24 protein-coding genes are annotated in these 24,968 nt (G+C 71.0%); 18 read left to right on the top strand and 6 right to left on the bottom strand.

Going from position 1 to position 24,968, the window contains the following annotated elements; translation table 11 throughout:
- Positions 1 to 26: 26 nt before the first annotated feature.
- The 3 genes from epsC to cysK (ACPYN4_RS01950) are packed head-to-tail and all read right to left on the bottom strand — an operon-like array spanning position 27 to position 2,547.
- Complete coding sequence (gene epsC / locus ACPYN4_RS01940; protein ID WP_239282117.1) at positions 27 to 647, bottom strand: serine O-acetyltransferase EpsC; 621 nt, start codon at positions 645 to 647, stop codon at positions 27 to 29.
- A complete protein-coding gene (cysK, locus tag ACPYN4_RS01945; protein WP_239282118.1) occupies positions 644 to 1,600 on the bottom strand; it encodes a cysteine synthase A in 957 nt (318 codons plus the stop codon). Before cysK (ACPYN4_RS01945) ends, epsC begins: the two co-directional genes overlap by 4 nt.
- An 8-nt stretch (positions 1,601 to 1,608) precedes the next feature.
- Positions 1,609 to 2,547: a cysteine synthase A gene (gene cysK / locus ACPYN4_RS01950; protein WP_424445489.1), complete on the bottom strand. Its 939-nt coding sequence runs from the start codon at positions 2,545 to 2,547 to the stop codon at positions 1,609 to 1,611.
- 147 nt (positions 2,548 to 2,694) lie between these two features.
- On the opposite strand from cysK (ACPYN4_RS01950), the gene prmC reads away from it, so the two are divergent.
- From prmC to ACPYN4_RS02015, 13 genes are all read left to right on the top strand, one after another.
- Positions 2,695 to 3,600 carry a peptide chain release factor N(5)-glutamine methyltransferase gene (gene prmC, locus ACPYN4_RS01955; protein WP_424445490.1) on the top strand — a complete coding sequence of 302 codons (906 nt, stop codon included), beginning with the start codon at positions 2,695 to 2,697 and terminating at the stop codon, positions 3,598 to 3,600.
- A gap of 27 nt (positions 3,601 to 3,627) precedes the next feature.
- On the top strand, positions 3,628 to 4,395 hold the full coding sequence (locus ACPYN4_RS01960; protein ID WP_424445491.1) for an L-threonylcarbamoyladenylate synthase: 768 nt from the start codon (positions 3,628 to 3,630) through the stop codon (positions 4,393 to 4,395).
- On the top strand, positions 4,392 to 5,567 hold the full coding sequence (locus tag ACPYN4_RS01965; RefSeq protein WP_424445492.1) for an MraY family glycosyltransferase: 1,176 nt from the start codon (positions 4,392 to 4,394) through the stop codon (positions 5,565 to 5,567). Before ACPYN4_RS01960 ends, ACPYN4_RS01965 begins: the two co-directional genes overlap by 4 nt.
- On the top strand, positions 5,564 to 6,157 hold the full coding sequence (locus ACPYN4_RS01970) for a hypothetical protein (protein ID WP_424445493.1): 594 nt from the start codon (positions 5,564 to 5,566) through the stop codon (positions 6,155 to 6,157). Before ACPYN4_RS01965 ends, ACPYN4_RS01970 begins: the two co-directional genes overlap by 4 nt.
- 132 nt (positions 6,158 to 6,289) lie before the next feature.
- Complete coding sequence (gene atpB, locus ACPYN4_RS01975) at positions 6,290 to 7,108, top strand: F0F1 ATP synthase subunit A (RefSeq protein ID WP_424445742.1); 819 nt, start codon at positions 6,290 to 6,292, stop codon at positions 7,106 to 7,108.
- A gap of 53 nt (positions 7,109 to 7,161) precedes the next feature.
- Positions 7,162 to 7,395 carry an ATP synthase F0 subunit C gene (gene atpE, locus ACPYN4_RS01980; RefSeq protein WP_045274135.1) on the top strand — a complete coding sequence of 78 codons (234 nt, stop codon included), beginning with the start codon at positions 7,162 to 7,164 and terminating at the stop codon, positions 7,393 to 7,395.
- A gap of 28 nt (positions 7,396 to 7,423) precedes the next feature.
- The gene (locus ACPYN4_RS01985) at positions 7,424 to 7,972 is read left to right on the top strand and encodes a F0F1 ATP synthase subunit B (RefSeq protein WP_424445494.1); all 549 of its coding nucleotides are present in this window, start codon (positions 7,424 to 7,426) and stop codon (positions 7,970 to 7,972) included.
- Positions 7,972 to 8,760, top strand: coding sequence for a F0F1 ATP synthase subunit delta (locus ACPYN4_RS01990; protein WP_424445495.1), 789 nt, complete (start codon positions 7,972 to 7,974; stop codon positions 8,758 to 8,760). Before ACPYN4_RS01985 ends, ACPYN4_RS01990 begins: the two co-directional genes overlap by 1 nt.
- Positions 8,761 to 8,775: 15 nt before the next feature.
- Entirely contained in the window at positions 8,776 to 10,416 is a 1,641-nt protein-coding gene (gene atpA, locus ACPYN4_RS01995) for a F0F1 ATP synthase subunit alpha (RefSeq protein WP_424445496.1), read from the top strand.
- Position 10,417: 1 nt separating this feature from the next.
- A complete protein-coding gene (locus ACPYN4_RS02000) occupies positions 10,418 to 11,332 on the top strand; it encodes a F0F1 ATP synthase subunit gamma (RefSeq protein ID WP_076691317.1) in 915 nt (304 codons plus the stop codon).
- Positions 11,333 to 11,371: 39 nt separating this feature from the next.
- Positions 11,372 to 12,826 carry a F0F1 ATP synthase subunit beta gene (gene atpD, locus ACPYN4_RS02005; RefSeq protein ID WP_239282127.1) on the top strand — a complete coding sequence of 485 codons (1,455 nt, stop codon included), beginning with the start codon at positions 11,372 to 11,374 and terminating at the stop codon, positions 12,824 to 12,826.
- 1 nt (position 12,827) lies between these two features.
- A complete protein-coding gene (locus tag ACPYN4_RS02010) occupies positions 12,828 to 13,088 on the top strand; it encodes a F0F1 ATP synthase subunit epsilon (RefSeq protein ID WP_239282129.1) in 261 nt (86 codons plus the stop codon).
- A 95-nt stretch (positions 13,089 to 13,183) separates the two neighbouring features.
- Positions 13,184 to 13,933: a YaaA family protein gene (locus ACPYN4_RS02015; protein WP_424445497.1), complete on the top strand. Its 750-nt coding sequence runs from the start codon at positions 13,184 to 13,186 to the stop codon at positions 13,931 to 13,933.
- Between the two features lie 2 nt (positions 13,934 to 13,935).
- Here the strand turns inward: ACPYN4_RS02015 and ACPYN4_RS02020 are convergent, their stop codons facing one another.
- Entirely contained in the window at positions 13,936 to 14,421 is a 486-nt protein-coding gene (locus ACPYN4_RS02020; RefSeq protein ID WP_287270719.1) for a DUF4282 domain-containing protein, read from the bottom strand.
- A 160-nt stretch (positions 14,422 to 14,581) separates the two neighbouring features.
- On the opposite strand from ACPYN4_RS02020, the gene ACPYN4_RS02025 reads away from it, so the two are divergent.
- From ACPYN4_RS02025 to ACPYN4_RS02040, 4 genes are all read left to right on the top strand, one after another.
- Positions 14,582 to 16,315 (top strand): ABC transporter ATP-binding protein, encoded by a 1,734-nt coding sequence (locus ACPYN4_RS02025; RefSeq protein WP_424445498.1) that lies wholly within the window; start codon positions 14,582 to 14,584, stop codon positions 16,313 to 16,315.
- Between the two features lie 35 nt (positions 16,316 to 16,350).
- Positions 16,351 to 18,300: an ABC transporter ATP-binding protein gene (locus tag ACPYN4_RS02030; protein ID WP_424445743.1), complete on the top strand. Its 1,950-nt coding sequence runs from the start codon at positions 16,351 to 16,353 to the stop codon at positions 18,298 to 18,300.
- Positions 18,301 to 18,309: 9 nt separating this feature from the next.
- The gene (locus tag ACPYN4_RS02035) at positions 18,310 to 19,098 is read left to right on the top strand and encodes a PP2C family protein-serine/threonine phosphatase (protein WP_239282132.1); all 789 of its coding nucleotides are present in this window, start codon (positions 18,310 to 18,312) and stop codon (positions 19,096 to 19,098) included.
- A gap of 67 nt (positions 19,099 to 19,165) precedes the next feature.
- Positions 19,166 to 22,105 carry an FtsK/SpoIIIE domain-containing protein gene (locus ACPYN4_RS02040; protein WP_424445499.1) on the top strand — a complete coding sequence of 980 codons (2,940 nt, stop codon included), beginning with the start codon at positions 19,166 to 19,168 and terminating at the stop codon, positions 22,103 to 22,105.
- A 42-nt stretch (positions 22,106 to 22,147) separates the two neighbouring features.
- On the opposite strand, the gene ald is transcribed toward ACPYN4_RS02040, so the two are convergent.
- Complete coding sequence (ald, locus tag ACPYN4_RS02045; protein ID WP_239281384.1) at positions 22,148 to 23,263, bottom strand: alanine dehydrogenase; 1,116 nt, start codon at positions 23,261 to 23,263, stop codon at positions 22,148 to 22,150.
- Between the two features lie 44 nt (positions 23,264 to 23,307).
- Positions 23,308 to 24,297, bottom strand: coding sequence for an asparaginase (locus ACPYN4_RS02050; protein ID WP_424445500.1), 990 nt, complete (start codon positions 24,295 to 24,297; stop codon positions 23,308 to 23,310).
- 120 nt (positions 24,298 to 24,417) lie between these two features.
- Between ACPYN4_RS02050 and ACPYN4_RS02055 the strand changes: the two genes are divergently transcribed.
- Positions 24,418 to 24,894, top strand: a complete 477-nt coding sequence (locus ACPYN4_RS02055) for an OsmC family protein (protein ID WP_424445501.1) — start codon at positions 24,418 to 24,420, stop codon at positions 24,892 to 24,894.
- The last annotated feature ends 74 nt before the right edge of the window (positions 24,895 to 24,968 follow it).

The raw sequence follows: 24,968 nt of genomic DNA on the forward strand, positions 1-24,968 counted from the left end.
GTAGCCGGATCAGGCGAGCGGCCGGATCAGATGTAGTACTCGGGCGCGGTGAGCACGGCGCGGGTGTCCTCGCCGGCGACGCGCGGTCGCGGCTTGGCGGGAACGCCGACCAGCACCGAGTCCTCCGGGGCGTCGCGCGTGACGACCGCGTTCGCGCCGACGACCGAACGCGCACCGATCGTGATCGGCCCGAGGATCTTCGCCCCCGCGCCCACTGCGACGCCGTCGCCGAGTGTCGGATGCCGCTTGCCGGCATCCCGCGTCCGTCCGCCGAGAGTGACGCTGTGGTAGAGCATGACGTCGTCGCCGACTTCGGCGGTCTCGCCGATCACGACCCCCATGCCGTGGTCGATGAAGAACCGGCGGCCGATGACGGCGCCCGGGTGGATCTCGATGCCCGTGAGCCACCGCGTCACCTGCGACAGCGCGCGCGCCGGGAAGCGCAGGCCGCGCGTCCACAGGGCATGAGCGAGCCGATACGACCAGATGGCGTGCAGGCCCGAGTAGAGCACCGCGATCTCGAGCCCGCTGCGCGCCGCGGGGTCGCGGAGCTTCGCCGCCGCGAGGTCCTCGCGGACGCGCGCGACCGCACCGACCCGCGCCGCACCGACCCGCGCCGCACCGGCGCGGGCCGGTCCGCGGGTCACTTCGCTCCTTCGCGCGGCTCTTCGCGCAGGTGCTCGTACAGCGCCGTCGACAGGTACCGCTCGCCCGAGTCGGGCACCACGACGACGATGCGCGCGCCCGCGGCATCCTCTCGCGCGGCGATCTGCAGCGCCGCCCACACGGCCGCGCCCGCCGACATGCCGGCGAGGATGCCCTCGCGCGTCGCGAGGCGGCGCGCCACATCGATCGCATCGTCGAACGCGACGGTGACGACCTCGTCGACCACCGACCGGTCGAGCACGTCCGGCACGAAGTTCGGCCCGATGCCCTGGATGCGGTGCCCCCCGGCGCGGCCCTCGCTGATCACGGGGGAATCCGCCGGCTCGACGAGCACCACCTTCACGGCGGGGTTGCGCTCCTTGAGCACCTGAGCGACGCCGGTGATCGTGCCGCCGGTGCCCGACCCCGCGACGAACCAGTCCACGCGGCCCTCGGTGTCGCGCCAGATCTCCTCCGCCGTGGTGCGCCGGTGGATCGCGGCGTTCGCCTCGCTCTCGAACTGCCGCGCGAGGACCGCACCGGGGGTCTCGGCGGCGATGCGCTGCGCGGTCGCCACCGCCTCGGTCATGCCCTTGTACGGATCGGTCAGCACGAGCTCGGCGCCGTAGGCCTTCAGCAGTGTGCGGCGCTCCTTCGACATGGATGCCGGCATCGTCAGCACCACGCGGTAGCCCCGCGCCGCCCCGATCAGCGCGAGCGAGATCCCGGTGTTCCCGCTCGTGGACTCCACGATCGTGCCGCCGGGCTGCAGCTGGCCGGACTGCTCGGCCGCCTCGACGAGCGCGTACCCGAGCCGGTCCTTGACCGACGAGCCCGGGTTGTAGAACTCGAGTTTGGCGAGCACCTCGGCGCCGAGTCCCTCCGTGAGCGCGTTGAGGCGCACGAGGGGGGTCTCGCCGAAGGCGGTGGTGATGTCGTGATGGATGCCGGGCACGTGCGCGATCAGTCCTCGCGCAGGTCGTCGAACAGCGCGGTCGACAGGTAGCGCTCGCCGGTGTCGGGGACGATCACGACGATGTTCTTGCCGGCGTTCTCCTCGCGAGCGGCGACCTGCAGGGCGGCCCAGACGGCCGCGCCGGACGAGATGCCGGCGAAGATGCCCTCCTTCGCGGCGAGGTCGCGGGCGGTGGCGATCGCGTCGTCGAACTCGACGGTGACGATCTCGTCGAACACGTCGCGGTCGAGGATCGGCGGAACGAAGTTGGGGCCGATGCCCTGGATCTTCGCCGGTCCGGGGGTTCCGGTGGACAGCAGCGGCGACGCCGACGGCTCGACGGCGACGACCTGCACGGCGGGCTTGCGCTGCTTCAGCACCTGGCCGACGCCCGTGATGGTGCCGCCGGTGCCGATGCCGGCGACGAAGATGTCGACGGCGCCGTCGGTGTCGCGCCAGATCTCCTCGGCGGTGGTCTTGCGGTGGATCTCGGGGTTGGCCGCGTTCTCGAACTGACGGGCGAGGATCGCGCCAGGGGTCTCCGCGACGATCTCCTGCGCCTTCGCGACAGCCGCTTTCATGCCGCCGGCGGGGTCGGTGAGCACGAGCTCGGCGCCGAAGCGCTTCAGCAGCTGGCGGCGCTCGATCGACATCGACGAGGGCATCGTCAGGATGACCTTGTAGCCGCGCGCGGCACCGACCAGCGCCAGCGCGATGCCGGTGTTGCCGCTCGTGCCCTCCACGATCGTGCCGCCCGGCTTCAGCTCGCCCGAGGCCTCCGCGGCGTCGATGATGGCGATGCCGATGCGGTCCTTCACGCTCGACCCGGGGTTGAAGTACTCGAGCTTGGCGATCACGGTGCCGGGCAGGCCTTCCGAGACGCGGTTGAGCGTGACGAGGGGGGTGTTGCCGAATGCGCTCGTGATGTCGGAGTGGATGCCGGACATGGTCTGCCTTTCGTGCGGTCGGGGTGGGGCTGGTCGTCAGCCGCGCGGGCACGCGAGGACGCGCCCCCACAGATCGAACCAGCCTAGGCGGCACAGCTATTCCCGTGCGGATTGTGACGATTCTTCACGGCTAGGCTGGAGACTCCCATGAGCTGCGAGCACGATCCCGACGCGCCACGGCCGCTGTCGCTGTCCGCGCTGCTGCGCGCCGCCACCGACACCCTCGCCGCGGCCGGCGTCCCGACGCCCGACGTCGACGCCGAACTGGTCGCCGGCCACGTGTTCGGGCTGTCACGGGGAGAGCTCGCGGCGGCATCCCTCCGCGGCGACGCGGCCGGCGACGGCGGACGGGATGCCGGCGACCTCGCCGCCTTCGCCGAGCTGATCGAGCGCCGCGCCGCCCGTGAGCCGCTGCAGCACCTCACCGGCACGGCTCCCTTCCGCCACCTCGAGCTGCGCGTCGGGCCCGGGGTGTTCGTCCCGCGGCCCGAGACCGAGATGGTCGCGCAGCTCGCGATCGACGCGTTGCGCGCGACGGCGGATGCCGAGCCGATCGCCGTCGACCTCGGCACCGGTTCGGGCGCGATCGCGTTGGCGATGGCGACCGAGGTGCCGCACGCGCGGGTCCACGCGGCGGAGAACTCCGTCGATGCCTTCATCTGGGCCAAGGAGAACTTCGCGCGCATCGCGCCCCACGCCCGCCTCGCCTTCATCGACCTCGCGGAGGCGTTCGGCGAACTCGACGGCACCGTCTCGGTGCTCGTCTCCAATCCGCCCTACGTTCCGGCTGCCGCGATCCCGCGCGACCCGGAGGTGCGCTTCTGGGACCCGCCGGCGGCCCTGTACGGGGGAGCGGACGGCCTGGACGTCGTGCGCACCCTCTCGCGCGTCGGCCTGCGGCTGCTGCGTCCCGGCGGCACCCTGGTGATCGAGCACGGCGAATGGCAGGGAGAGCCCATTCGCGAGCTGCTGGCCGCCGACGGCTGGCGCGCGACGGCGACGCACCCCGACCTCACCACGCGCGACCGCGCGACCACCGGCATCCGTCCCTGAAGGGGCACGACGTAGACTGGGGCGGATATGTCCGAGCTCTTCGACTGCCGCGACCCCGAGCAGCTGCTGCCGGGGCTGCGACGGGCCCGTCAGGCCATCGGGCGGGGCGAACTGGTCGTCATGCCGACCGACACGGTCTACGGCATCGCCGCCGACGCGTTCAGCGCCGGCGCCGTCGCATCGCTTCTGGCCGCCAAGGGCCGCGGCCGGCAGTCCCCGCCGCCGGTGCTCGTCGCGGGGCTCGCGACGATGCGCGCGCTCGTGGCGGAAGTGCCGGAGCCCGTGGAGCGCCTGGTCGAGGAGTTCTGGCCGGGTGGCCTCACGATCGTGCTGCCGGCGCAGCCGTCGCTGTCGTGGGACCTCGGGGACACCAACGGCACGGTGGCGGTGCGGATGCCGGCCGAGCGGATCGCCCTGGAGATGCTGGAGGAATGCGGCCCGCTCGCGGTCTCCAGCGCCAACCTCACCGGCCGCGCGGCGGCCATCGACGTGCACGGTGCCCGGGAGATGCTCCGCGACAGCGTCGCGGTCTACCTCGACGGCGGTCCCTCCACGCACGGCGTCGCCTCGACCATCGTCGACGCCACCGGCCTCGTCGGCGGAACCCGCCCGGTCCGCGTGCTGCGCGACGGCGCCGTGTCGCGGCAGCGTCTGCGCGACGTGCTGGGCGAGCTGCTCGAGCCCGACGACCCCGACGCGCCGCTGCCCGGCGACGGCGCGCGGCGCGACGAGCCCGCCGGCGGCGGCCCTGCACCGGGCGATCCCGCGCCCGACGGTCCTGTGCCCGCCCCATGAAGTTCTACGTTCTGACCGTCGTGCTGACGGCGGTGGCCACGCTCGGGCTGACCTGGGTGGTGTGGCGGATCGGCATGCGCTACCGGCTGTACCCGGAGATCCGCGAGCGCGACGTGCACACGACGCCCAAGCCCCGCGTCGGCGGCGTCGCGATGTTCCTCGGAGTGCTGGTCGCCTTCGCGCTGTCGTCGCAGATCTCGTACTTCTCGATCATCTGGAGCGACCCCGAGGCGATCTGGTCGATCCTGGGGGCGGCGCTTCTCATCGTCATCGTCGGGGTCGCCGACGATCTGTGGGACCTCGACTGGATGATCAAGCTCGGCGCGCAGTTCGTCGCCGCCGGCATCGTCGTGGGGCTCGGGGGCATCCAGATCTTCTTCATCCCGCTGGGCGCGCAGATCGTCGTCTCCAGCTGGGCGAGCTTCACGCTGTCGGTGTTCGCGATCGTCATCGTCATGAACGCCGTCAACTTCATCGACGGGCTCGACGGCCTGGTCGCCGGCGTCGCCCTCATCGCGAACGCCGTGTTCTTCGTCTACAGCTACCTCGTCGTGCGCGACCTCGGCGAGTCGAGCTACTTCAACCTCGCCTCCTTCCTCGCCGCCGCCCTCATCGGGGTGTGCCTCGGGTTCCTGCCGATGAACTGGAGTCCGTCCAAGCTGTTCATGGGCGACTCGGGCGCGCTGCTGCTGGGCCTGCTCATGGCGACGTCCGCGATCGTCCTCACGGGGGGATTGGACCCGAACCTGCTCAGCGACAACGACGTGTTCGGCCGCTCCCAGCTGCTCGGTGCCTTCATCCCGATCCTGCTGCCGGTCGTCATCGTGCTGCTGCCGCTGCTGGACTTCGGAATGGCGATCATCCGGCGGATGGGCCGGGGACTGTCGCCCTTCTCTCCCGACCGCAAGCACCTCCACCACCGCATGCTCGACATGGGCCACAGCGACCGCGACGCGGTGCTGGTGTTCTACGCGTGGACGGCGGTCGTCTCCATCGGAGTGCTGCTGATGTACATCGGAACGACGCAGGACTGGCCCGGCGACTACCTGTTCGGCGTCGGCTACGTCCTCCTCGGCATCGCCGCCTGCATCGTCGTCACCCTGACCCCCTCGCGCCCCGCCGTGCGTCCGCGCGCCGCGGCGCCCGCTCCCATCGAACAGAGGACCCCATGACCGAGGCCCCCGCTCCCGACCCCACGCCTGCCGTCGCGAACCGCGACGTGTCCAGCAACCGCCTGTTCCGCACGACCCTGCGCTGGTCGGCCGTGATCACGGCCGCACTCGCCGTCGTCGGCGCCGCCGTCGGATACGCCGTCGCCGGCACGTCGGGGCTGTGGAGCGCGCTCGGCGCGATCCTGCTGGCAGCGGTCTTCCTCGGCCTGACGGCTGGCACGATCCTGATCGCGAACCGCTGGTACGGCGATCCGCTGTACGTCCCGATCTTCTTCGGCGCCGTCATGGGCGGATGGATCGTCAAGTTCGTCCTGTTCATCGTCGTGCTCCTCGTGCTGCGCGGTCAGCCGTGGCTCAACGGGCCGGTGTTCTTCGTCGCACTTGTGGTCAGCGTCATCACGTCACTCGTGATCGACGTCGTCGTGATGCTGAAGATGCGCGTGCCCGCCGTCGACGTATCGCTGCCGACCCTCGCCGACGTGATCGAAGAGGTGCGGCGCCCCGCACCGGCGGCCGGTGGGACGGATGCCGATGCGCCCGCGACCGAGGGCGACGGCCCGGCGGCGGACGCGGACCCGCCACGGGCCTGATAGGCTTTCCCTGCGCCCGTTCGCGCCGCCTGACACGAGCAGTGCAACGCGTGCGCAGTGACGCTCACACCGACCATCGTCGCACCGGTTCACGCCGGTGCCCCGAAGCTGGAGCCAGCGCTGTTTACCCAGATCGCGACCCTGATCGCAAAGACCGCCGAAGACGGCGGAGAGTTCCACGGCCCGTCGATCGACGAGTTCTTCCCTGACGCCGTCTTCACCTTTCCGGGGATCGTCCTGTTCGGGCAGCCGCTCGAGATCACGCGCATCCACCTGATCCAGTTCATCGCGACCGCAGCGATCGTGCTGATCTTCTGGCTCGGCACCCGCCGCATGACGATCGTCCCCGGCCGGTTCCAGTCGATCGTCGAGATGGGCCTGGACTTCGTCCGCGTGAACATCGCCGAAGACCTGCTCGGCAAGAAGGACGGTCAGCGGTTCCTGCCGATCCTCACCACGATCTTCTTCATGGTGCTGTTCTTCAACATCACCGGCGTCATCCCGTTCATGAACATCGCTGGCAGTTCGATCGTGGCCGTGCCGCTCATGCTGGCCGTCATCAGCTACGTGACGTTCATCTACGCCGGTCTCAAGAAGAGCCCCAAGAACTTCTTCAAGAACGCCCTGTTCCCGTCGGGCGTGCCGTGGCCGATCTACTTCATCGTCACCCCGATCGAGCTCATCTCGACGTTCATCATCCGTCCCGTGACGCTCACGCTGCGACTGCTCATGAACATGATGGTCGGGCACTTGCTGCTCGTCCTGTTCTTCTCGGCGACGCAGTTCTTCCTCTTCACGATGGGTGGATGGTGGTCGGCGCTCGCCGCCGGCTCGCTCGCCTTCGGCTTCGTGTTCACCTTGTTCGAAATCCTGGTGGCCGTCCTCCAGGCCTATGTCTTCGCCCTCCTCACCGCGGTCTACATCCAGCTCGCGGTCGCAGAAGAGCACTGAGCGGTCGGCCCCCTGACCATCAGGGCCGCCCATAACCCCGAAAGGAAAACCCCGTGGACGCAACTACGGTTCTCGCAGAGCTCAGCGGCAACGTCGCGACGATGGGCTACGGCCTCGCCGCGATCGGCCCGGCCATCGGCGTGGGCATCGTCGTCGGCAAGACGATCGAGGGCGTCGCCCGTCAGCCCGAGCTGGCCGGCCGCCTGCAGGTCCTGATGTGGATCGGTATCGCCTTCACCGAGGCGCTCGCCTTCATCGGCATCGCGACCTACTTCATCTTCGTCTGATCGTCACACCGGTTCTTAAGGAGACAGGATGCTGAACGCTCTTGTCGCGTACGCGGCAGAGGAGGGCGGGGCTCCCAACCCGCTCATCCCCGCCTGGTACGACATTCTCTGGTCATCGGTCTGCTTCGTCATCATCCTGTTCATCTTCTGGAAGGTCGCCCTTCCGAAGATGAAGGATCTGCTCGACAAGCGTGCGGTCGCCATCGAAGGCAACATCGCGAAGGCCGACGAGGCGCAGCGCAAGGCCGAGGCCGCGCTCGAGGAGTACACGGCCCAGCTCGCCGAAGCCCGCAAGGAGGCCGGTGAGATCCGCGATGCCGCCCGTGAGGACGGCAAGAAGATCATCACCGAGGCGCGCGAGATCGCGTCTGCTGAGGCTGCGCGTCTGACCGCAACCGCGCACACGCAGATCGAGGCGGAGCGCCAGTCGGCGCTCGTCTCGCTGCGCAGTGAGGTCGGCACGCTCGCCCTCGACCTGGCCAGCGGTGTCATCGGTGAGTCCCTCTCCGACGACGCGAAGGCCAAGCGTGTCGTCGACCGCTTCCTCGCCGAGCTCGAGACCGAGAAGGTCAAGTAATGGGCAGCGCGACCACTCAGGCACTGGCGACGACCACCGCCGAGCTGAAGGCAGCGAAGGTGAGTGACCTCACGGTCGCCCGCGAGCTGTTCGCGGCCGCGCGCGAGATTGCCGAGTCGGCGCAGCTGAGCGGCGCGCTCTCGTCGTGGGGCGCGCCGGCAGCGGCGCGCGCCCAGGTCGCCCGCACCGTGTTCGCCGGTTTCGGCGCGACCTCGGTGCAGCTCGCGGCATCGGCGGTGTCGCAGCGGTGGTCCTCGACCGAGGACCTCATCGCCGGCATCGAGGAGCTCGCGATCCGCGCTGCCGCCATCGGTGCGCCGGACGCTGACATCGAGGGAGAGCTGTTCCAGGTCGCCCGTACCGTCGCGGCGAACCCGGAGCTCGAGCTCGCCCTCGGCAGCCGCCTCGGTGACGCATCCGCCAAGGGTGCACTCATCGAGAAGCTGTTCTCCGGTCAGGCGAGTGAGGCGACGACGCTCATCGCGTCGCAGCTCGTGCAGCAGCCGCGTGAGCGGCGCGTGCGCGCCCTGCTGAACCGTGCTCTCGACCTCGTCGCCGACGAGCGCGGCCGGACCGTTGCGACGGTGCGTGTCGCCGCGGCGCCGGATGCCGCGCAGCAGCAGCGCCTCGCGCAGGCTCTCAGCGCCCGCTACGGCAGCGACGTCGCCGTCAACGTCGTCGTGGACCCCGAGGTCCTCGGCGGCATGCGGGTGGAGATCGGCGACGACGTCATCGACGGCACCGTCTCTTCCCGAATCAACGACTTGCGCCAGCGCCTCGCTGGCTAGAAAAGAAGGAACACCATGGCAGATCTCACCATCAGCCCCGATGCCATCCGGGATGCGCTGAAGGACTTCGTCGCAGCCTACGAGCCGGCGGCCGCGAGTGCGACCGAGGTCGGCACGGTCGTCGACGCGGCCGACGGCATCGCCCACGTCGAGGGTCTTCCCGGCGTCATGGCCAACGAGCTGGTCCGCTTCGAGAACGGCATCGAGGGCCTCGCGCTGAACCTCGACGAGAACGAGATCGGTGTCGTCGTGCTCGGCGACTTCTCCGGTATCGAGGCCGGCCAGAAGGTCACCCGCACCGGTGAGGTCCTGTCGGTCGCCGTCGGCGACGGCTACCTCGGCCGTGTCGTCGACCCGCTCGGCAACCCGATCGACGGTCTCGGCGACATCGCCACCGAGGGTCGTCGTGCCCTCGAGCTGCAGGCGCCGGGCGTCATGCAGCGCAAGAGCGTCCACGAGCCCATGCAGACCGGCATCAAGGCGATCGACGCCATGATCCCCGTCGGCCGTGGCCAGCGCCAGCTCATCATCGGCGACCGCCAGACCGGCAAGACGGCCATCGCGATCGACACGATCATCAACCAGAAGTCCAACTGGGACTCGGGCGATGTCACCAAGCAGGTGCGCTGCATCTACGTCGCCATCGGCCAGAAGGGCTCCACGATCGCCTCCGTCAAGGGTGCGCTCGAGGATGCCGGCGCCATGGAGTACACGACGATCGTCGCGGCCCCGGCATCCGACCCCGCCGGGTTCAAGTACCTCGCCCCCTACACCGGTTCGGCCATCGGCCAGCACTGGATGTACGGCGGCAAGCACGTCCTGATCATCTTCGACGACCTGTCCAAGCAGGCCGAGGCCTACCGCGCCGTGTCGCTGCTGCTGCGCCGCCCGCCGGGCCGCGAGGCCTACCCCGGCGACGTCTTCTACCTGCACTCGCGTCTGCTCGAGCGCTGCGCGAAGCTCTCGGACGAACTCGGTGCGGGCTCCATGACGGGCCTTCCGATCATCGAGACGAAGGCCAACGACGTGTCGGCCTACATCCCGACGAACGTGATCTCGATCACCGACGGCCAGATCTTCCTGCAGTCCGACCTGTTCAACGCCAACCAGCGTCCCGCGGTCGACGTGGGCATCTCGGTGTCGCGCGTCGGCGGTGACGCCCAGGTCAAGTCGATCAAGAAGGTCTCCGGCACGCTCAAGCTCGAGCTCGCCCAGTACCGCTCGCTCGAGGCGTTCGCGATGTTCGCCTCCGACCTCGACGCCGCCTCGCGCCGTCAGCTCGAGCGCGGTGCGCGTCTGACCGAGCTGCTCAAGCAGCCGCAGTACGACCCGTACCCGGTCGAGGAGCAGGTCGTGTCGATCTGGGCCGGCACCAACGGCAAGCTCGACACCATCGAGGTCGAGGATGTGCTCCGCTTCGAGCGCGACCTGCTCGACTACCTCAAGCGCAACACGACGATCCTCGACACGCTCCGCGACACCAACGTCCTCGACGACGCCACGGCTGCAGAGCTCGAGAAGGTCACCGACGCGTTCATCCTGGAGTTCCAGGGCGGCAAGGGCCAGGCCATCAACAAGCCGGGTCACGAAGAGGTCGCCGCCGCGCACGAAGAGGACGTCAACCAGGAGAAGATCGTCAAGGGCCGCCGCGGCTGATATGGGCGCACAACTCCGGGTCTACAAGCAGAAGATCGCTTCTGCTCAGACGACCAAGAAGATCACGAAGGCGATGGAACTCATCGCGGCTTCGCGCATCCAGAAGGCGATGGCGCGCGTGCGCGCATCATCGCCCTTCGCGCGGGCCGTGACGCGCGCCGTCTCCGCCGTGGCGACCCACTCGAACATCCAGCACCCGCTCACGACCGAGCGCGAGACGATCCGCCGCTCGGCGGTGGTCATCTTCGCCAGTGACCGGGGCCTGGCCGGCGCGTTCAACTCGCAGATCCTCCGCGAGGGCCTGCAGCTGGGCGAGCTGCTGCGGTCGCAGGGCAAAGAGGTCGAGTACTTCCTCGTCGGCCGCAAGGCCGTCGGCTACTTCCAGTTCCGTCGCATGTCGGCGGCGGGGGAGTGGACCGGCGACACCGACACCCCGCACTTCAACACCGCCGAGCAGATCGCGGGCGCCCTCCTGGACGCCTACGACCGCGGCGGCGAGGAGCAGGGCGGCGTCGACGAGATCCACCTCGTCTACAACCGCTTCGTCAGCATGATGACGCAGGAGCCCGAGACGGTGCGCCTGCTGCCGCTGGAGGTCGTGGAGGCCGACGAGGTGGAAGCCGCCACTTCCGCTCCGAACGCGGTGTACCCGCTGTACGAGTTCGAGCCGAGCCCCGAGGTCGTCCTCGACGCGCTGCTGCCGGTGTACGTGCAGAGCCGCGTGTTCAACGCGCTGCTGCAGTCCTCGGCCGCCAAGCACGCCGCGACGCAGAAGGCGATGAAGAGCGCGAGCGACAACGCCGACAAGCTCATCACCGACTACACCCGGCTGCGCAACAACGCGCGTCAGGCCGAGATCACCCAGCAGATCGCCGAGATCGTCGGCGGCGCCGACGCGCTCGCGTCGGGCAAGTAAGCCGCGACGGCATCCAGACCACACCGAAAGAGACAGACAATGACTGCCACCGCCACCGCCGAAAAGACCGAGACGACGGTCGTCGGGCGCGTCGCACGCGTCACCGGCCCGGTCGTCGACATCGAGTTCCCGCACGATGCGATCCCCGACATCTACAACGCGCTGAAGACGACGATCACGATCGACGGTGAGTCCACCGAGATCACGCTCGAGGTCGCCCAGCACCTCGGCGACGACCTCGTGCGCGCCATCTCGCTGAAGCCCACCGACGGCATGGTCCGCGGCCAGGAGGTGCGCGACACCGGCGGCCCCATCACGGTCCCGGTCGGCGACGTCACCAAGGGTCGCGTGTTCAACGTCACCGGTGACGTGCTGAACGCCGAGCCGGGCGAGACGATCGAGGTCACCGAGCGCTGGGGCATCCACCGCCAGGCGCCGAACTTCGACCAGCTCGAGTCGAAGACCCAGATGTTCGAGACCGGCATCAAGGTCATCGACCTGCTCACCCCGTACGTTCAGGGTGGCAAGATCGGCCTCTTCGGCGGCGCGGGCGTCGGCAAGACCGTCCTCATCCAGGAGATGATCCAGCGCGTCGCACAGGACCACGGCGGTGTGTCGGTGTTCGCCGGTGTCGGCGAGCGCACCCGTGAGGGCAACGACCTCATCCACGAGATGGAGGAGGCGGGCGTCTTCGACAAGACCGCGCTCGTGTTCGGTCAGATGGACGAGCCGCCGGGGACGCGTCTGCGCGTGGCCCTGTCGGCGCTGACGATGGCGGAGTACTTCCGCGACGTGCAGAAGCAGGACGTGCTGCTGTTCATCGACAACATCTTCCGCTTCACGCAGGCCGGTTCCGAGGTCTCGACCCTCCTCGGTCGCATGCCGTCCGCGGTGGGTTACCAGCCCAACCTCGCCGACGAGATGGGTGTGCTCCAGGAGCGCATCACCTCGACCCGCGGTCACTCGATCACCTCGCTGCAGGCGATCTACGTGCCCGCCGACGACTACACCGACCCCGCGCCGGCGACGACGTTCGCGCACCTTGACGCGACGACCGAGCTCAGCCGTGAGATCGCGTCGAAGGGTCTGTACCCCGCCGTCGACCCCCTGGCATCGACCAGCCGCATCCTCGACCCGCGCTACATCGGCGCCGACCACTACCGCGTGGCGACCGCCGTGAAGCAGATCCTGCAGAAGAACAAGGAACTGCAGGAGATCATCGCGATCCTCGGTGTCGACGAGCTGTCCGAAGAGGACAAGGTCGTCGTGGCCCGCGCGCGCCGCATCCAGCAGTTCCTCTCGCAGAACACCTACATGGCTAAGAAGTTCACCGGTGTCGAGGGCTCCACGGTCCCGATCAAGGAGACGATCGAGTCGTTCGACGCGATCGTCAAGGGTGACTTCGACCACGTCGCCGAGCAGGCGTTCTTCAACGTCGGCGGCATCGGCGACGTCGAGGAGAAGTGGGCGAAGATCCAGAAGGAGAACAGCTGAGATGCCTCTCACCGTCACCCTCGTCTCCGCCGAGGAGGAGGTCTGGCACGGCGAGGCCTCCCTCGTCGTGGCGAAGACCGTCGAGGGCGAGATCGGCTTCATGTCGGGCCACGAGCCGGTGCTGGCGATCCTCGCCGAGGGCCAGGTGCGCATCACCCAGGCTGACGGCTCCAAGGTGATCGCGAGCGCCGACGACGGGTTCCTGTCGATGGAGAACGACGAGCTCACCATCGTCGCCGGTCACGCCAGCCTGCAGTCCTGACCACACCTCCCGCCGAGAAACCACTTTCCGCTCCAGAAACCACGTCACGCGTGGTTCCTCGAGCGGGGAGTGGTTTCTCGCATGAAAGGGCACGGATGCTGATCCTGCTGCCGCCGAGCGAGACCAAGCGCCCCGGGGGTCGGGCGCGCGCCCTCGACCTCGACACCCTCGCGCTGCCGCAGCTCGCCCCGCAGCGCGCGGCGGTGATCGAGGCGCTGGCCGCCCTGAGCGCCGACGAGGACGCCGCCGCGCGCGTGCTGAAGCTCTCCGCACGCCAGCGCGGTGAGATCGCCGGGAACGCCGCGCTGCGCACGGCGCCGACGCTCCCCGCCGTCGACCGGTACACGGGGGTGCTCTACGACGCGCTGGATGCCGGGACGCTCGACGCCGCCGCGCGGCGGTGGCTCGGCGGCCACGTCCTCATCCACTCCGCGCCGTTCGGCCCGGTGGGAGCGCTCGACGCCATTCCGGCGTACCGACTCGCCGCCGGCACGACGTTGCCGGGCCTGCCGCCGCTGCGCCGGCTGTGGGCCGACGCCGTCACCGACGCCCTGGCCGCGGCGGCGCCGACGTTCGTGCTCGACCTGCGCTCGGAGGCGTACGCGGCGCTCGGGCCGGTGCCCGCCGGCATCCGCTCGGCGTACCTGCGTGTCGTCACGCGCGGCGCCGACGGCACGACGCGCGCGCTCAACCACTTCAACAAGCACGCCAAGGGCGACCTCGTGCGGGCTCTGGCGACCTCGCGGCCCCGCATCGCCACCGCACGCGGCTTGATCGACTGGGCCGGCGCCGCGGGTCTCGACGTCCGTGCCGGCGCCGAGGGGGAGCTCGACCTCGTCGTGTGAGCTCAGCGCCGCGTGTTCGCTGCCGTGCGCTCGGTGTTCTCGGCGATCGCGACGAGGGCGACACCGGCTTCGATCACGAAGCGGAGCACGACGACCGCGAGGAACGCCAGCACCGGGACGACGATGATCGTCGACACGATCAGCGCGATGCCGCCGCCGGGGTTCCACCACAGCGCGCCGATGCCCGACACGATGCCGCCGACGAACGCCGCGACGAACGAGATGCCGATGGCGACGAGCCCCACGAGGTAGAAGACGCTCGCCAGCCGACGCGTGATGAACCGGGTGAAGGTCAGGTCGAACAGCGCGGCGAGGAAGCCGCGGCCGATGTCGTCGAGATCTCCGGTCAGGCGGGGGACGCCGGTGTCGTCCACCCCGGCGATGCCCTCGGCGCCCGCGGTTCCCACGGGGGCGGCCCCGGCGCGCGCCGCCTCGGCGGCGGGGCGGTCCGGCAGCGGCGGTGGGGTGGGGGTGTTCGCGTCGGTCATGGGGTCCTCCCTGTGGATGCTGTGGCCAGGCTATCGATGCGCAGGACCGGGCGCGAGCACGCGGGGTTCGCTGACAGCGCAGGAACACGGTTGAACCGGTCGGCGGCTCGAGCGTAGCGGCGATCCGCGCCCGTCGTCGCGGACGCAGGAAGGGGATGCCGTGCTCGGCAAGATCCTCGTGCGCTATCTCGCGCCGGCGTGGCCGCTCGTGACGCTGGTGATCGTGTTCCAGCTGGGGCAGTCGATCGCCTCGCTCATGCTGCCCACGTTGAACGCCGACATCATCGACCACGGCGTCGTCACCGGCGACATCGGGTACATCTGGCGCACTGGCGCCGTCATGCTGGGGGTCAGCGCCGTTCAGGTGGTGTGCTCCCTCGTCGCGGTGTACTTCGGCTCGCGCCTGGCGATGGGCATGGGCAGGACCGTCCGCGCCGACCTCTTCCACCGCGTCGTCGCGTTCTCGCAGCGCGAGGTCGGACAGTTCGGCGCGCCGTCGCTGATCACCCGCAACACCAACGACGTGCAGCAGGTGCAGATGCTCGTGCAGATGTCGGCGACGGTCATGGTGTCGGCCCCCATGCTCGCGATCGGCGGCATCGTGATGGCCGTCCGCCAGGACGTCGGCCTGTCGTGGCTCATGGCCGTCTCGGTCCCCGTGCTGCTGGTGATCGTGTCCCTCATCGTCGTGCGGATGGTCCCCGCGTTCACGAAGATGCAGGCGCGCATCGACCGCATCAACCAGATCATGCGCGAGCAGCTCACCGGCATCCGCGTCGTCCGTGCCTTCGTCCGCGAAGACGAGGAGCGCACCCGCTTCACGGCGGCGAGCGCGGACGTCATGGCGACCGGGCTGCGCGCGGGCAATCTCATGGCGCTGATGTTCCCCGCCGTCATGCTCGTCATGAACGTCTCGTCCGTCGCCGTCATCTGGTTCGGCGCCGAGCAGGTGCAGAACCACGGCGTGCAGATCGGCACGCTGTTCGCCTTCCTCACCTACATGATGCAGATCCTCATGGGGGTCATGATGGCGACCTTCATGTTCGTCATGATCCCGCGCGCCGCGGTGTGCGCCGACCGCATCGGCGCCGTGCTGCACACCGAGCCCTCCGTGGAGGCGCCCGCGTCGGCGGTGACGGCGACCCGGGCCGGTGGCCGCGTCGTGTTCGACGACGTCGAGTTCACCTACCCGGGCGCCGACGCGCCCGTGCTGCAGCACATCAGCTTCGACGCCGAGCCGGGCACGACGACCGCCGTCATCGGCTCGACCGGTGCGGGCAAGTCCACGCTCGTCGGTCTCATCGCGCGCCTGTTCGACGTCACCGGAGGAGCGGTCACGGTCGACGGGGTGGACGTCCGCCGCATGGACCCGGACGACTTGTGGGACCGCGTCGGACTCGTGCCGCAGCGGGCGTTCCTGTTCGCCGGCACGATCGCGTCGAACCTGCGCTACGGCGACGCCGCCGCGACCGACGACGACCTCTGGCGCGCGCTCGAGCTCGCGCAGGCGAAGGACTTCGTGCAGGCGCTCCCCGGCGGGCTGGACGCGCCCATCGCCCAGGGCGGCACGAACGTGTCGGGCGGTCAGCGGCAGCGCCTCGCGATCGCCCGGGCGCTGGTCAAGCGCCCCGAGATCTACATCTTCGACGACTCGTTCTCGGCGCTGGATCTGCAGACGGATGCCGCGTTGCGCCGCGCGCTGGACACCCATCTCCCCGGCGCGACGCGGATCGTCGTCGCGCAGCGGGTGTCGACGATCCGCCACGCCGACCAGATCGTCGTGCTCGACCACGGCCGCATGGTGGGCATCGGCACGCACGACGAGCTCGTCGCGTCGAGCGAGACCTACCGCGAGATCGTGGAGTCCCAGCTGGCGGCGGAGGCCACCTCGTGAGCGGCCCGGGGCGCGGACCCGGTCCCCGCGGGCCGATGGCCGGCGGGGCGCCCGGACAGAAGGCGCAGAACTTCGGCCCGAGCGCCAAGCGGCTGCTCGGCACGCTGCGCGTGGACTCGGCGCGGCTCGTCACCGTCCTCGTCCTCGGCGTGGTGTCGGTGACGCTGTCGGTGCTGGGCCCGAAGATCCTCGGCGAGGGCACCAACATCGTCTTCGCCGGGTTCATCTCGATGCAGGTGCCGGCGGGAGCGACCAAGCAGCAGGTCATCGACCAGCTCGTCGCGAGCGGCAACCAGCAGCAGGCCGACATGCTCTCGGCAATGGATTTCACCCCCGGTGCCGGCATCGACTTCGCCCGGCTGGCCGCGATCATGGTCGCCGTCCTCGCGGTCTACATCTTCGCGTCGGTGTTCAACTGGGTGCAGGCGCGGGTGCTCAACGGCATCGTGCAACGCGCGATGCACCGACTGCGCGTACAGGTCGAGGAGAAGATCCACCGGCTGCCGCTGTCGTACTTCGACCGCGTGCAGCGCGGTGAGCTGCTCAGCCGGGTGACCAACGACGTCGACAACATCGGTCAGACGATGCAGCAGACGCTGTCGCAGGTGATCATGTCGCTGCTGACGGTCGTGGGTGTGCTCGTCATGATGTTCGTCATCTCGCCGCTGCTGGCGGTGATCGCGCTCGTCACCATCCCGTTGACCGTCGCGGTCACGATGCTCGTGGCACGGCGGTCGCAGAAGCTGTTCATCGCCCAGTGGAAGGCCACCGGCATCCTCAATGCCCGCGTCGAGGAGACCTACTCCGGCCACGCCGTCGTCAAGGTCTTCGGTCACCAGAAGGCCGTCGAGGCGGACTTCGCGACGGAGAACGACGAGGTGTACCGTGCGAGCTTCGGCGCGCAGTTCCTCTCCGGCGTGATCATGCCGTCGATGATGTTCATCGGCAACCTCGTGTACGTCGCGATCGCCGTCGTCGGCGGTCTGCAGGTCGCCGGCGGGCTGCTGTCGATCGGCGATGTGCAGGCGTTCATCCAGTACTCCCGCCAGTTCACCCAGCCGCTCAGCCAGCTGGGGTCGATGGCGAACCTGCTGCAGTCCGGCGTCGCGAGTGCCGAGCGGGTCTTCGAGCTCCTCGACGAGCCCGAGCAGGAGCCCGATCCCGACCCCGCCGACTCTCCCGCCCCGGATGCCGCCGAGCTCGCCTTCACCGATGTCTCGTTCCGCTACGCCGCCGACAAGCCGCTCATCGACGACCTGTCGCTGCAGGCGCATCCCGGCAGCACGGTCGCGATCGTCGGCCCGACCGGCGCCGGCAAGACGACGCTCGTGAACCTCATCATGCGCTTCTACGACGTGGATGCCGGGACCATCTCCCTCGACGGCGTCGACACGCAGCGGATGACGCGCGCCGACCTGCGTGGGCGCACCGGCATGGTGCTGCAGGACACGTGGCTGTTCGCCGGCACGATCCGCGACAACATCGCCTACGGCCGCCCCAACGCCACCGAGGAGGAGATCGTGCAGGCGGCCACGGCCGCCTACGTCGACCGGTTCGTCCACGGGCTGCCGGACGGGTACGACACCGTCCTCGATGATGAGGCGACGAACCTGTCGGTGGGTGAGCGTCAGCTCGTGACGATCGCGCGCGCGTTCCTCGCCGACCCCCGCATCCTCATCCTCGACGAGGCGACCAGCTCGGTCGACACGCGCACCGAGCTGCTGATCCAGCGCGCCATGTCGCGGCTGCGGGCCGACCGGACCGCGTTCGTCATCGCGCACCGGCTGTCGACGATCCGCGACGCCGACCTCATCCTGGTGATGGAGGACGGCGCGATCGTCGAGCAGGGCGCACACGACGAACTGCTGGCCGCGCACGGTGCGTACCGCCGCCTGTACGACGCGCAGTTCGAGGCCGCCATCGACGAGGGCGATGCGGCGCCCGGCGCGCCCGTCGCGCCCGTGGGCGGGGGAAGCGTCCACTAGAGTGTGACCGTGCCCGAAGCCGCGACCCAGTCGCGCACCGTCCCGCTGCAGGACGGTGCGCTGGAACTGCAGTGGTCGGCGATCACCCACACCGGTCGCCGCCGCGAGGTGAACCAGGATGCCGTGCTCGCCCAGTATCCGCTGTTCGTCGTGGCCGACGGCATGGGCGGGCACATCGGCGGCGAGATCGCGAGTTCCCGCACGATCGAGCGGCTGCGCGCCGTCGTCGCCAAGGGCGAGGTGACGCCGAAGACGATCGAGAAGGCGCTGGCCCGGGCCGTCGCCGACATCGCCTCCCACCCTGAAGCCACCGACGACGGGACCGGCACGACGGTCACCGGCGTGTACCTCGACACCTCCACCCCCGAACCCACGTGGGTGACTCTCAACATCGGGGATTCGCGGGTGTACCTGTTCCGCGACGGCGGGCTCGCGCAGGTCACGACCGACCATTCGGTCGTCCAGGAGCTCATCTCCGCGGGGCGCCTCAGCCCCGAAGAAGCCGAGAACCACCCCTACGGCAACGTGATCACCCGCGCCGTCGGGCCGTCGGACGGCGTCTCGCCGGACTACGTGCGTCTCGAGGTGCAGGACGGCGACCGATTCGTGGTGTGCAGCGACGGTCTCACGAAAGAACTCACCGACTACGGCATCCTGCACTTCCTGCTGCAGCACGAGGACCCCACCGAGGCCGCGGACGACATGCTCGAGGCGGCGCTGGAGAACGGCGGGCGCGACAACATCACGATCATCGTGGTGAACGTGCGCCGCATCGCCTCCTCCCCAACTGCCGACTGACGCGAGTCCTCCACCGATCCGCCCTTTCGGGCGCCGCGCGGCGCGGCGACGCGCTTGACTGTCGCGCATGCATCACGAGGACCTCGACACGGATGCCGGCGACGCGATCCGGCTGCCCGCACCCCCGCCGGCGCCACCGCGACCGGCGATTCCCCTCCTCACCGCCGTCGTGCCCGTCATCGGCGCCGTGGTCCTCTGGCGGCTGACCGGTTCGGTCTACTCGCTCTGGTTCGCCGCCCTCGGCCCGGTGCTGGCGATCGCCGGGTTCGCAGACGGGCTGCGCGGATCGCGACGCGTCGCCCGCAGGGCACGCCGTCAGGCCGCGACGGAACTGGCCGCGATCGACGCGGCGCTCGCCGAGCGTCACGCCGACGAACGACGCCGGGCCTGGGCGCGGACGCCCGACGTCGCGGGATACTGCGCCGCACCCGACGAGATCTGGCGCCAGGTTCCGGGGCGGGAGGAGGTCGTCGTCGTCGGGCGCGGCACCGCCCGGAGCGCGGTGCGCGTGGACGGCGAGCCGCACGACGACGCCGCCCGCGCCGTGCGGCGACGCGCGCGGCTGCTCGAGGACGCGCCCGTCGCGGTGCCGCTGCGGGCGGGCATCGCGGTCTGCGGACCCGCACCCGCCGCCGCGGCGGTCGCGCGCGCGCTCGCGCTGCAGGTGTGTCTCGCGCATCCGCCGGGCCGTGTGCGCGTCGTGGGTGCCGGTGAGCGGGATGCCGACGCGCTGCCGGCGCGGCTGCCGCAGCGCGAGGCCGCCGGTGGCGCGACCCTGCTCGTGGCGCCGCCGGGACGCAGTGTGCCGGACGACGTCGACATCCCGATCGTGCGCGTCGCGGACGGCGCGCCTCCACCGCCGCGGTGCGCGGCGGTACTGACGCTGACGGCGCCCGGGCGGGCGCGGCTGGAGCACGGCGGCGCCACGCGCGAGGTCCGCGTCGAGGCGGTGTCCGCCGGTCAGGCGCTCACCGTCGCCGGCGAACTCGCGGCGCGGGCCGCCCAGTTGGGGCAGCGGATCGACGGTGCGGTCGCGTTCGCGGATCTGCCCGCCGCGGCGCCGTCGGCGGGATCGTTGGCGACGTCGATCGGATCGTCCGGAGGAGAGGCGGTCGTCGTCGATCTCGTCGCCGACGGTCCGCACGCCGTCGTCATCGGCGTCACCGGGGCGGGCAAGAGCGAGCTGCTGACCACGTGGGTCGCCGGGATGTGCCGCGGCCGCACCGCGCGGGAAGTGTCGTTCCTGCTCGTCGACTTCAAGGGCGGCCGCACCTTCGATGCGCTCGCCGGTCTGCCGCACGTCGCGGGGGTGCTCACCGACCTCGATGACGCCGAGGCGCTCCGCGCCGTGGAGAGCCTGTGTGCCGAGGTCCGGCACCGGGAGGGGGTGCTCGCGGCGGCGGGGGCGCGGGAGATCGGCGATGACCCCGGCATCCTGTCGCGCCTTGTGATCGTCGTCGACGAGTACGCCGCGCTCGTGGCCGCCCACCCGGGGCTGCACGAGCTGTTCGGCGACATCGCCGCGCGCGGCCGCGCGCTCGGCATGCACCTGGTGCTCGCCTCGCAGCGCGCCGCCGGATCGTTCCGCGACGCGGTGCTCGCCAACGCGCCGCTGCGGATCGCGCTGCGGGTGACCGATGCCGCCGACTCGCGCGCCGTGCTCGGCACCGACGAAGCCGCGCACCTGCCCGGTGCGCCCAGCGCCCGGGGCGTGGCGTTCGTGCGTCGCGCCGCCGACTCCGCGGCCCTCCGCGTACGCGTCGCACGGTGCGCGCCCGGCGATCTCGCCGCGGTCGCCGGTTCGGCGCCCACGGCCGAGCGCGCCCGGGCGCCGTGGCTGCCCGCGCTCCCCGCGCTCGTGCCGCTGTCGCGTGTCGCGGAACCCGGTCGGATCGCGCTCGGACTCGTCGACGAGCCCGAGCATCAGCGGCAGCCGGCGCTGCTGCTGCCGGGCGTGGTGGCGGCGGCGGGCGGGGCGGATGCTGCGGTCGGGGGTGCGCCGGGCGGGGACGCCGTCGGTGCGTGCGGCGGGTTCGCTGTGGTGGGAGAGTCGGGTAGCGGTCGCACGACGCTGCTGCGGACGGTCGCGGCCCAGCATCCGCGGGTCGTGTGGGTCCCCGCCGACCCGGAGGGAGCGTGGGACGCGCTGGCCGCGGTCGATGCGGCGCCGGGCGGGACGGCGCTGCTCGTCGACGACGCCGACGTCATCGCCGGTCGATTGCCCGCCGAGTACACCGCGGAATGGCTGGCGCGACTGGAGCGCGCCGCGCGCGAGGCGCGCGGCCGGGGGATGCTCGTCGTCGTGGCGGCAGCGCGTGTGTCGGGTGCGCTGTCGCGGACGATCGAGCTTCTGCCGGGGCGGGCGCTGCTGCCGCTGGCCTCCCGCGCCGATCACGTCGCGGCGGGTGGTGAATCTGCCGACTACGCCGGCGATCAGCCGCCCGGACGCGGCCGGTGGGGGCGGCGGCTCGTGCAGTTCGCGATGCCGGATGCGCCGGCGGACGCGGCGTTCCCGGCCGCGGCCGGGGGTGCGGCGCAGGGTGCGGGGCCGAGTGCTGTGCCCGGCGCCGCCGCGGGTGCGGCGCCCGGGCAGCTGCGATTCTGGCGGCCCGGGCGGACGCCCACGGCCCTCGTGCTGCCTCCCGGGGTGTCGGCCGAGCGGTTCGCCGGCGGAGGCGTGCGCCTGTCCACGGTGGACGAGGCCGCGGCATCCGCCGGTCCTGCCGGGGCGACCGCGCCGGGCGCCGGATCGGCTGCGGCGGGCACCGGAGCGGCTGCGGCGCCGGGGAGCGTCGTCTGGGGCACGCCGGAGGCGTGGCTCGGGCAGTGGCGGCTGCTCGCCGCGATGCGGGCGGCGGGCGACGTCGTGATCGCGGCGGAGTGCGCGCCGGAGTACCGCTCCCTCACCGGGCAGCGCGAGCTGCCGCCGTACGCCCGCCCCGGCGCGGATCGTGCGTGGCTGCTTCGTCCGGGCGGTGACGTCGTACGCGTCGTCCTGCCGCGGTGACCGCGGACGGCGCCGATCGGGCCGCCCGCGGCCCCGTCGCGGTCAGACGAGGACGTCCTCGAGAGCGGCGGCCGACAGGTCGTGCGCCGCGGCGACACCGGCATTGACGGCGTGGCCGCCCGTCGTGTTCAGGCCGAGCGCCAGCGCGGGGTCGGTGCGCAGCGCCTCGCGCCATCCCGCCGAGGCGATCCGGCGGACGTAGGGCAGCGTCGCGTTGGTCAGGGCCGAGGTCGACGTGTTCGGCACGGCGCCGGGCATGTTGGCGACGCAGTAGAACACGCTGCCGTGTACCGGGAAGGTCGGATCGGCGTGCGTGGTCGGATGGGTGTCCTCGAAGCATCCGCCCTGGTCCACGGCGATGTCGACGAGCACCGAACCGGGCCGCATCCGCGCGACCATGTCGTTGGTCACGAGCTTCGGCGCCTTCGCGCCCGGGATGAGCACCGACCCGATGACGAGGTCAGAGCCGACAACGGCGCGGTCGAGGTCCAGCGGATTCGATGCGGCGGTCTTGACGCGCCCCTGGAAGTGGTCGTCGAGAAAGCGCAGGCGCTGGATGTTCGTGTCGAAGATGGTGACGTCCGCCCCCAGCCCTGCAGCGATCACGGCGGCGTTGGCACCGGCGACGCCCCCGCCGATGACCGTGACGGATGCCGGGCGGGTGCCCGGCACGCCCGACATCAGCAGTCCGAGTCCGCCCGCGGAGCGCAGCAGCGTCGCCGCCCCCACGGTCGGGGCGAGACGTCCCGCGACCTCGCTCATCGGCGCGAGCAGCGGCAGCGTGCCGCCCGGCAGCTGCACGGTTTCGTAGGCGATCGCGGTGACGCCGTCGGCGAGCAGGCGATCGGTCAGTGGCCGATCGGCCGCCAGATGCAGATAGGTGAACAGCACGAGGTCGTCGCGGAAGTAGTCGTACTCCGCGGCGATCGGCTCCTTCACCTTCAGCAGCAGCTCGGCGCGCGCCCAGATCTCGGCGGGGTCGTCGAGCAGGATCGCGCCGGCCGCGGCATACTCGTCGTCGCTCATCGACGAGCCGGCGCCGGCGCCGCGCTGCACCGCGACCTCGTGGCCGGCGGCGGTGAGGTCATGGACCCCCGCGGGGGTCAGGGCCACCCGGTACTCGTTGTTCTTGATCTCGGTGGGGACACAGATGCGCATGAGACTCCTCCTTGAGTCCGTCGGCCTCGTGAGCGTCGGGACGGCTATATCGTCGGCCGGATGAGGCCGACCGGGTTTCCGCCGCCGGTCACGGTCAACGGAAGCTGGGTGATCACGCCGGCGACATCGGCGGCCGCGAGGGCGCCGGCGCGTACGAGCAGCGTGAGGGCGATGGCGGTCGCGGCGCGTCCGCTGCCGTCGAGCACCTTGAGGGCGACGGTCACCCCGTTCGGCGCGGTCATGATCATGACGCCTTCGGCGCCGCCCTTCGCGAACACGCCCAGGCGCTCGATGGCGATCGTGTCGGGGCGTCCGGGGCCGTCGATGGCCCACGGGTTCTCGCGCACCGCCCGCACGAGCGTGCCCGCCAGACGGTGCAGCGCGAACGGCGAGCGTTCGGAGGCCGTCCCGATGCGGTGCGCGGCGCGCGCGAGCGCCGTCAGGCTCATCGCGTGCACAGGTGCGCCGCAGCCGTCGACGGCGGTCGCGGCGACCTTCGCGCCCGTCAGCCGCTCGACGACCTCGCGGATGTGCAGCTGCAGCGGATGCTCGGGATCGAGATACCCGGCGGTGTCCCAGCCGCGCGCGACGCAAGCGGCCAGCATGGTGGCGTGCTTGCCGGAGCAGTTCATGCGCACCCGCTCCGGCCGGCCGAGCTCGCGGACCATCTCGTCGCGAGTGGCGGTATCGGTGGGCCAGGACGGCGGGCAGCTGAGGTCGTCTTCGCCGAGGCCGGCGGAGCGGAGGATGTCGCGGACGACGGCGACGTGACGGTCGGTGCCCGCGTGGCTCGCGGTGGCCAGGGCGAGGCGCTCGCCGTCCAGCGTCACGCCGGCGGTGAGGCACCCGAGCGCCTGCAGCGGCTTGAGGCTGGAGCGGGGGAGGATCGGCGTGTCGACGTCGCCGAGGGTGGTCTGGACCACGCCGTCCGGGTCGAGCACGATCGCCGCTCCCGCGTGGCGCGACTCCACGAAGCCGCTGCGCTCGACGACGGCGAGCTCGACGGCCCCGGTCACCGGAAAGGTCTCTGCCACCCCGCCAGCCTATCGCCGCGCGCCGTGCGGGCCGGGGTGGCCCGAGTGGTGGTGCCGGGGTGTTGCCGGGGTGGTGCCGGCGTCCGCCTGCGCGTCCTGGCACCGTGGCAGACTGACCGGATGCTGGGTGAACATCGCTACGCGCTGCGCAGTCGCTGGACGGGCAACCGGGGGGCCGGGACGAGCGGATACCGAGACTACGACCGCTCGGTCACGATCTCGATCGACGGCAAGCCGGACCTCGCCGCCTCGAGCGACCGCCCGTTCCGCGGCGACGGCGCGAAGTGGAACCCGGAGGACCTGCTGCTGGCGGCGCTGTCGGAGTGCCATCTGCTGTCGTACCTGCACGCGTGTGTGCAGGCGGGCGTCGTCGTCGTCTCCTACGACGACGACGCGACGGGGCTCATGACCGAGGACGGCCGCGGCGGGGGCGCGTTCACCGAGGTGACGCTCCATCCGCGGGTCGTGGTGGCGGCGGCATCCATGATCGAGGCGGCCGAGGCCGCGCACGCGCAGGCTCACGAGTGGTGTTTCATCGCCAACTCGGTGAAATTCCCGGTGCGCCACGACGCCGTGGTCACCGCCCTCGGCGACTGACGCGGCGCGCCGCGCGCTCCCGGGGCGCGGCGCGGCCGGCGCCCAGACCCGGCGCTCGGTCCCGTTCCGGGGTG

Origin of the sequence: Microbacterium sp. CH-015 (assembly GCF_049707015.1) — a bacterium.
GTDB lineage: Bacteria > Actinomycetota > Actinomycetes > Actinomycetales > Microbacteriaceae > Microbacterium > Microbacterium aurum.

Excerpts from the sequence above, each read along its gene's own strand:
- cysK (WP_424445489.1), bottom strand. The coding sequence starts at position 2,547 with ATGTCCGGCATCCACTCCGACATCACGAGCGCATTCGGCAACACCCCC.
- prmC (WP_424445490.1), top strand. The coding sequence starts at position 2,695 with ATGAGCTGCGAGCACGATCCCGACGCGCCACGGCCGCTGTCGCTGTCC.
- ACPYN4_RS01960 (WP_424445491.1), top strand. The coding sequence starts at position 3,628 with ATGTCCGAGCTCTTCGACTGCCGCGACCCCGAGCAGCTGCTGCCGGGG.
- ACPYN4_RS01965 (WP_424445492.1), top strand. The coding sequence starts at position 4,392 with ATGAAGTTCTACGTTCTGACCGTCGTGCTGACGGCGGTGGCCACGCTC.
- ACPYN4_RS01970 (WP_424445493.1), top strand. The coding sequence starts at position 5,564 with ATGACCGAGGCCCCCGCTCCCGACCCCACGCCTGCCGTCGCGAACCGC.
- ACPYN4_RS01985 (WP_424445494.1), top strand. The coding sequence starts at position 7,424 with ATGCTGAACGCTCTTGTCGCGTACGCGGCAGAGGAGGGCGGGGCTCCC.
- ACPYN4_RS01990 (WP_424445495.1), top strand. The coding sequence starts at position 7,972 with ATGGGCAGCGCGACCACTCAGGCACTGGCGACGACCACCGCCGAGCTG.
- atpA (WP_424445496.1), top strand. The coding sequence starts at position 8,776 with ATGGCAGATCTCACCATCAGCCCCGATGCCATCCGGGATGCGCTGAAG.
- ACPYN4_RS02000 (WP_076691317.1), top strand. The coding sequence starts at position 10,418 with ATGGGCGCACAACTCCGGGTCTACAAGCAGAAGATCGCTTCTGCTCAG.
- atpD (WP_239282127.1), top strand. The coding sequence starts at position 11,372 with ATGACTGCCACCGCCACCGCCGAAAAGACCGAGACGACGGTCGTCGGG.
- ACPYN4_RS02010 (WP_239282129.1), top strand. The coding sequence starts at position 12,828 with ATGCCTCTCACCGTCACCCTCGTCTCCGCCGAGGAGGAGGTCTGGCAC.
- ACPYN4_RS02015 (WP_424445497.1), top strand. The coding sequence starts at position 13,184 with ATGCTGATCCTGCTGCCGCCGAGCGAGACCAAGCGCCCCGGGGGTCGG.
- ACPYN4_RS02020 (WP_287270719.1), bottom strand. The coding sequence starts at position 14,421 with ATGACCGACGCGAACACCCCCACCCCACCGCCGCTGCCGGACCGCCCC.
- ACPYN4_RS02030 (WP_424445743.1), top strand. The coding sequence starts at position 16,351 with ATGGCCGGCGGGGCGCCCGGACAGAAGGCGCAGAACTTCGGCCCGAGC.
- ACPYN4_RS02040 (WP_424445499.1), top strand. The coding sequence starts at position 19,166 with ATGCATCACGAGGACCTCGACACGGATGCCGGCGACGCGATCCGGCTG.
- ald (WP_239281384.1), bottom strand. The coding sequence starts at position 23,263 with ATGCGCATCTGTGTCCCCACCGAGATCAAGAACAACGAGTACCGGGTG.
- ACPYN4_RS02055 (WP_424445501.1), top strand. The coding sequence starts at position 24,418 with ATGCTGGGTGAACATCGCTACGCGCTGCGCAGTCGCTGGACGGGCAAC.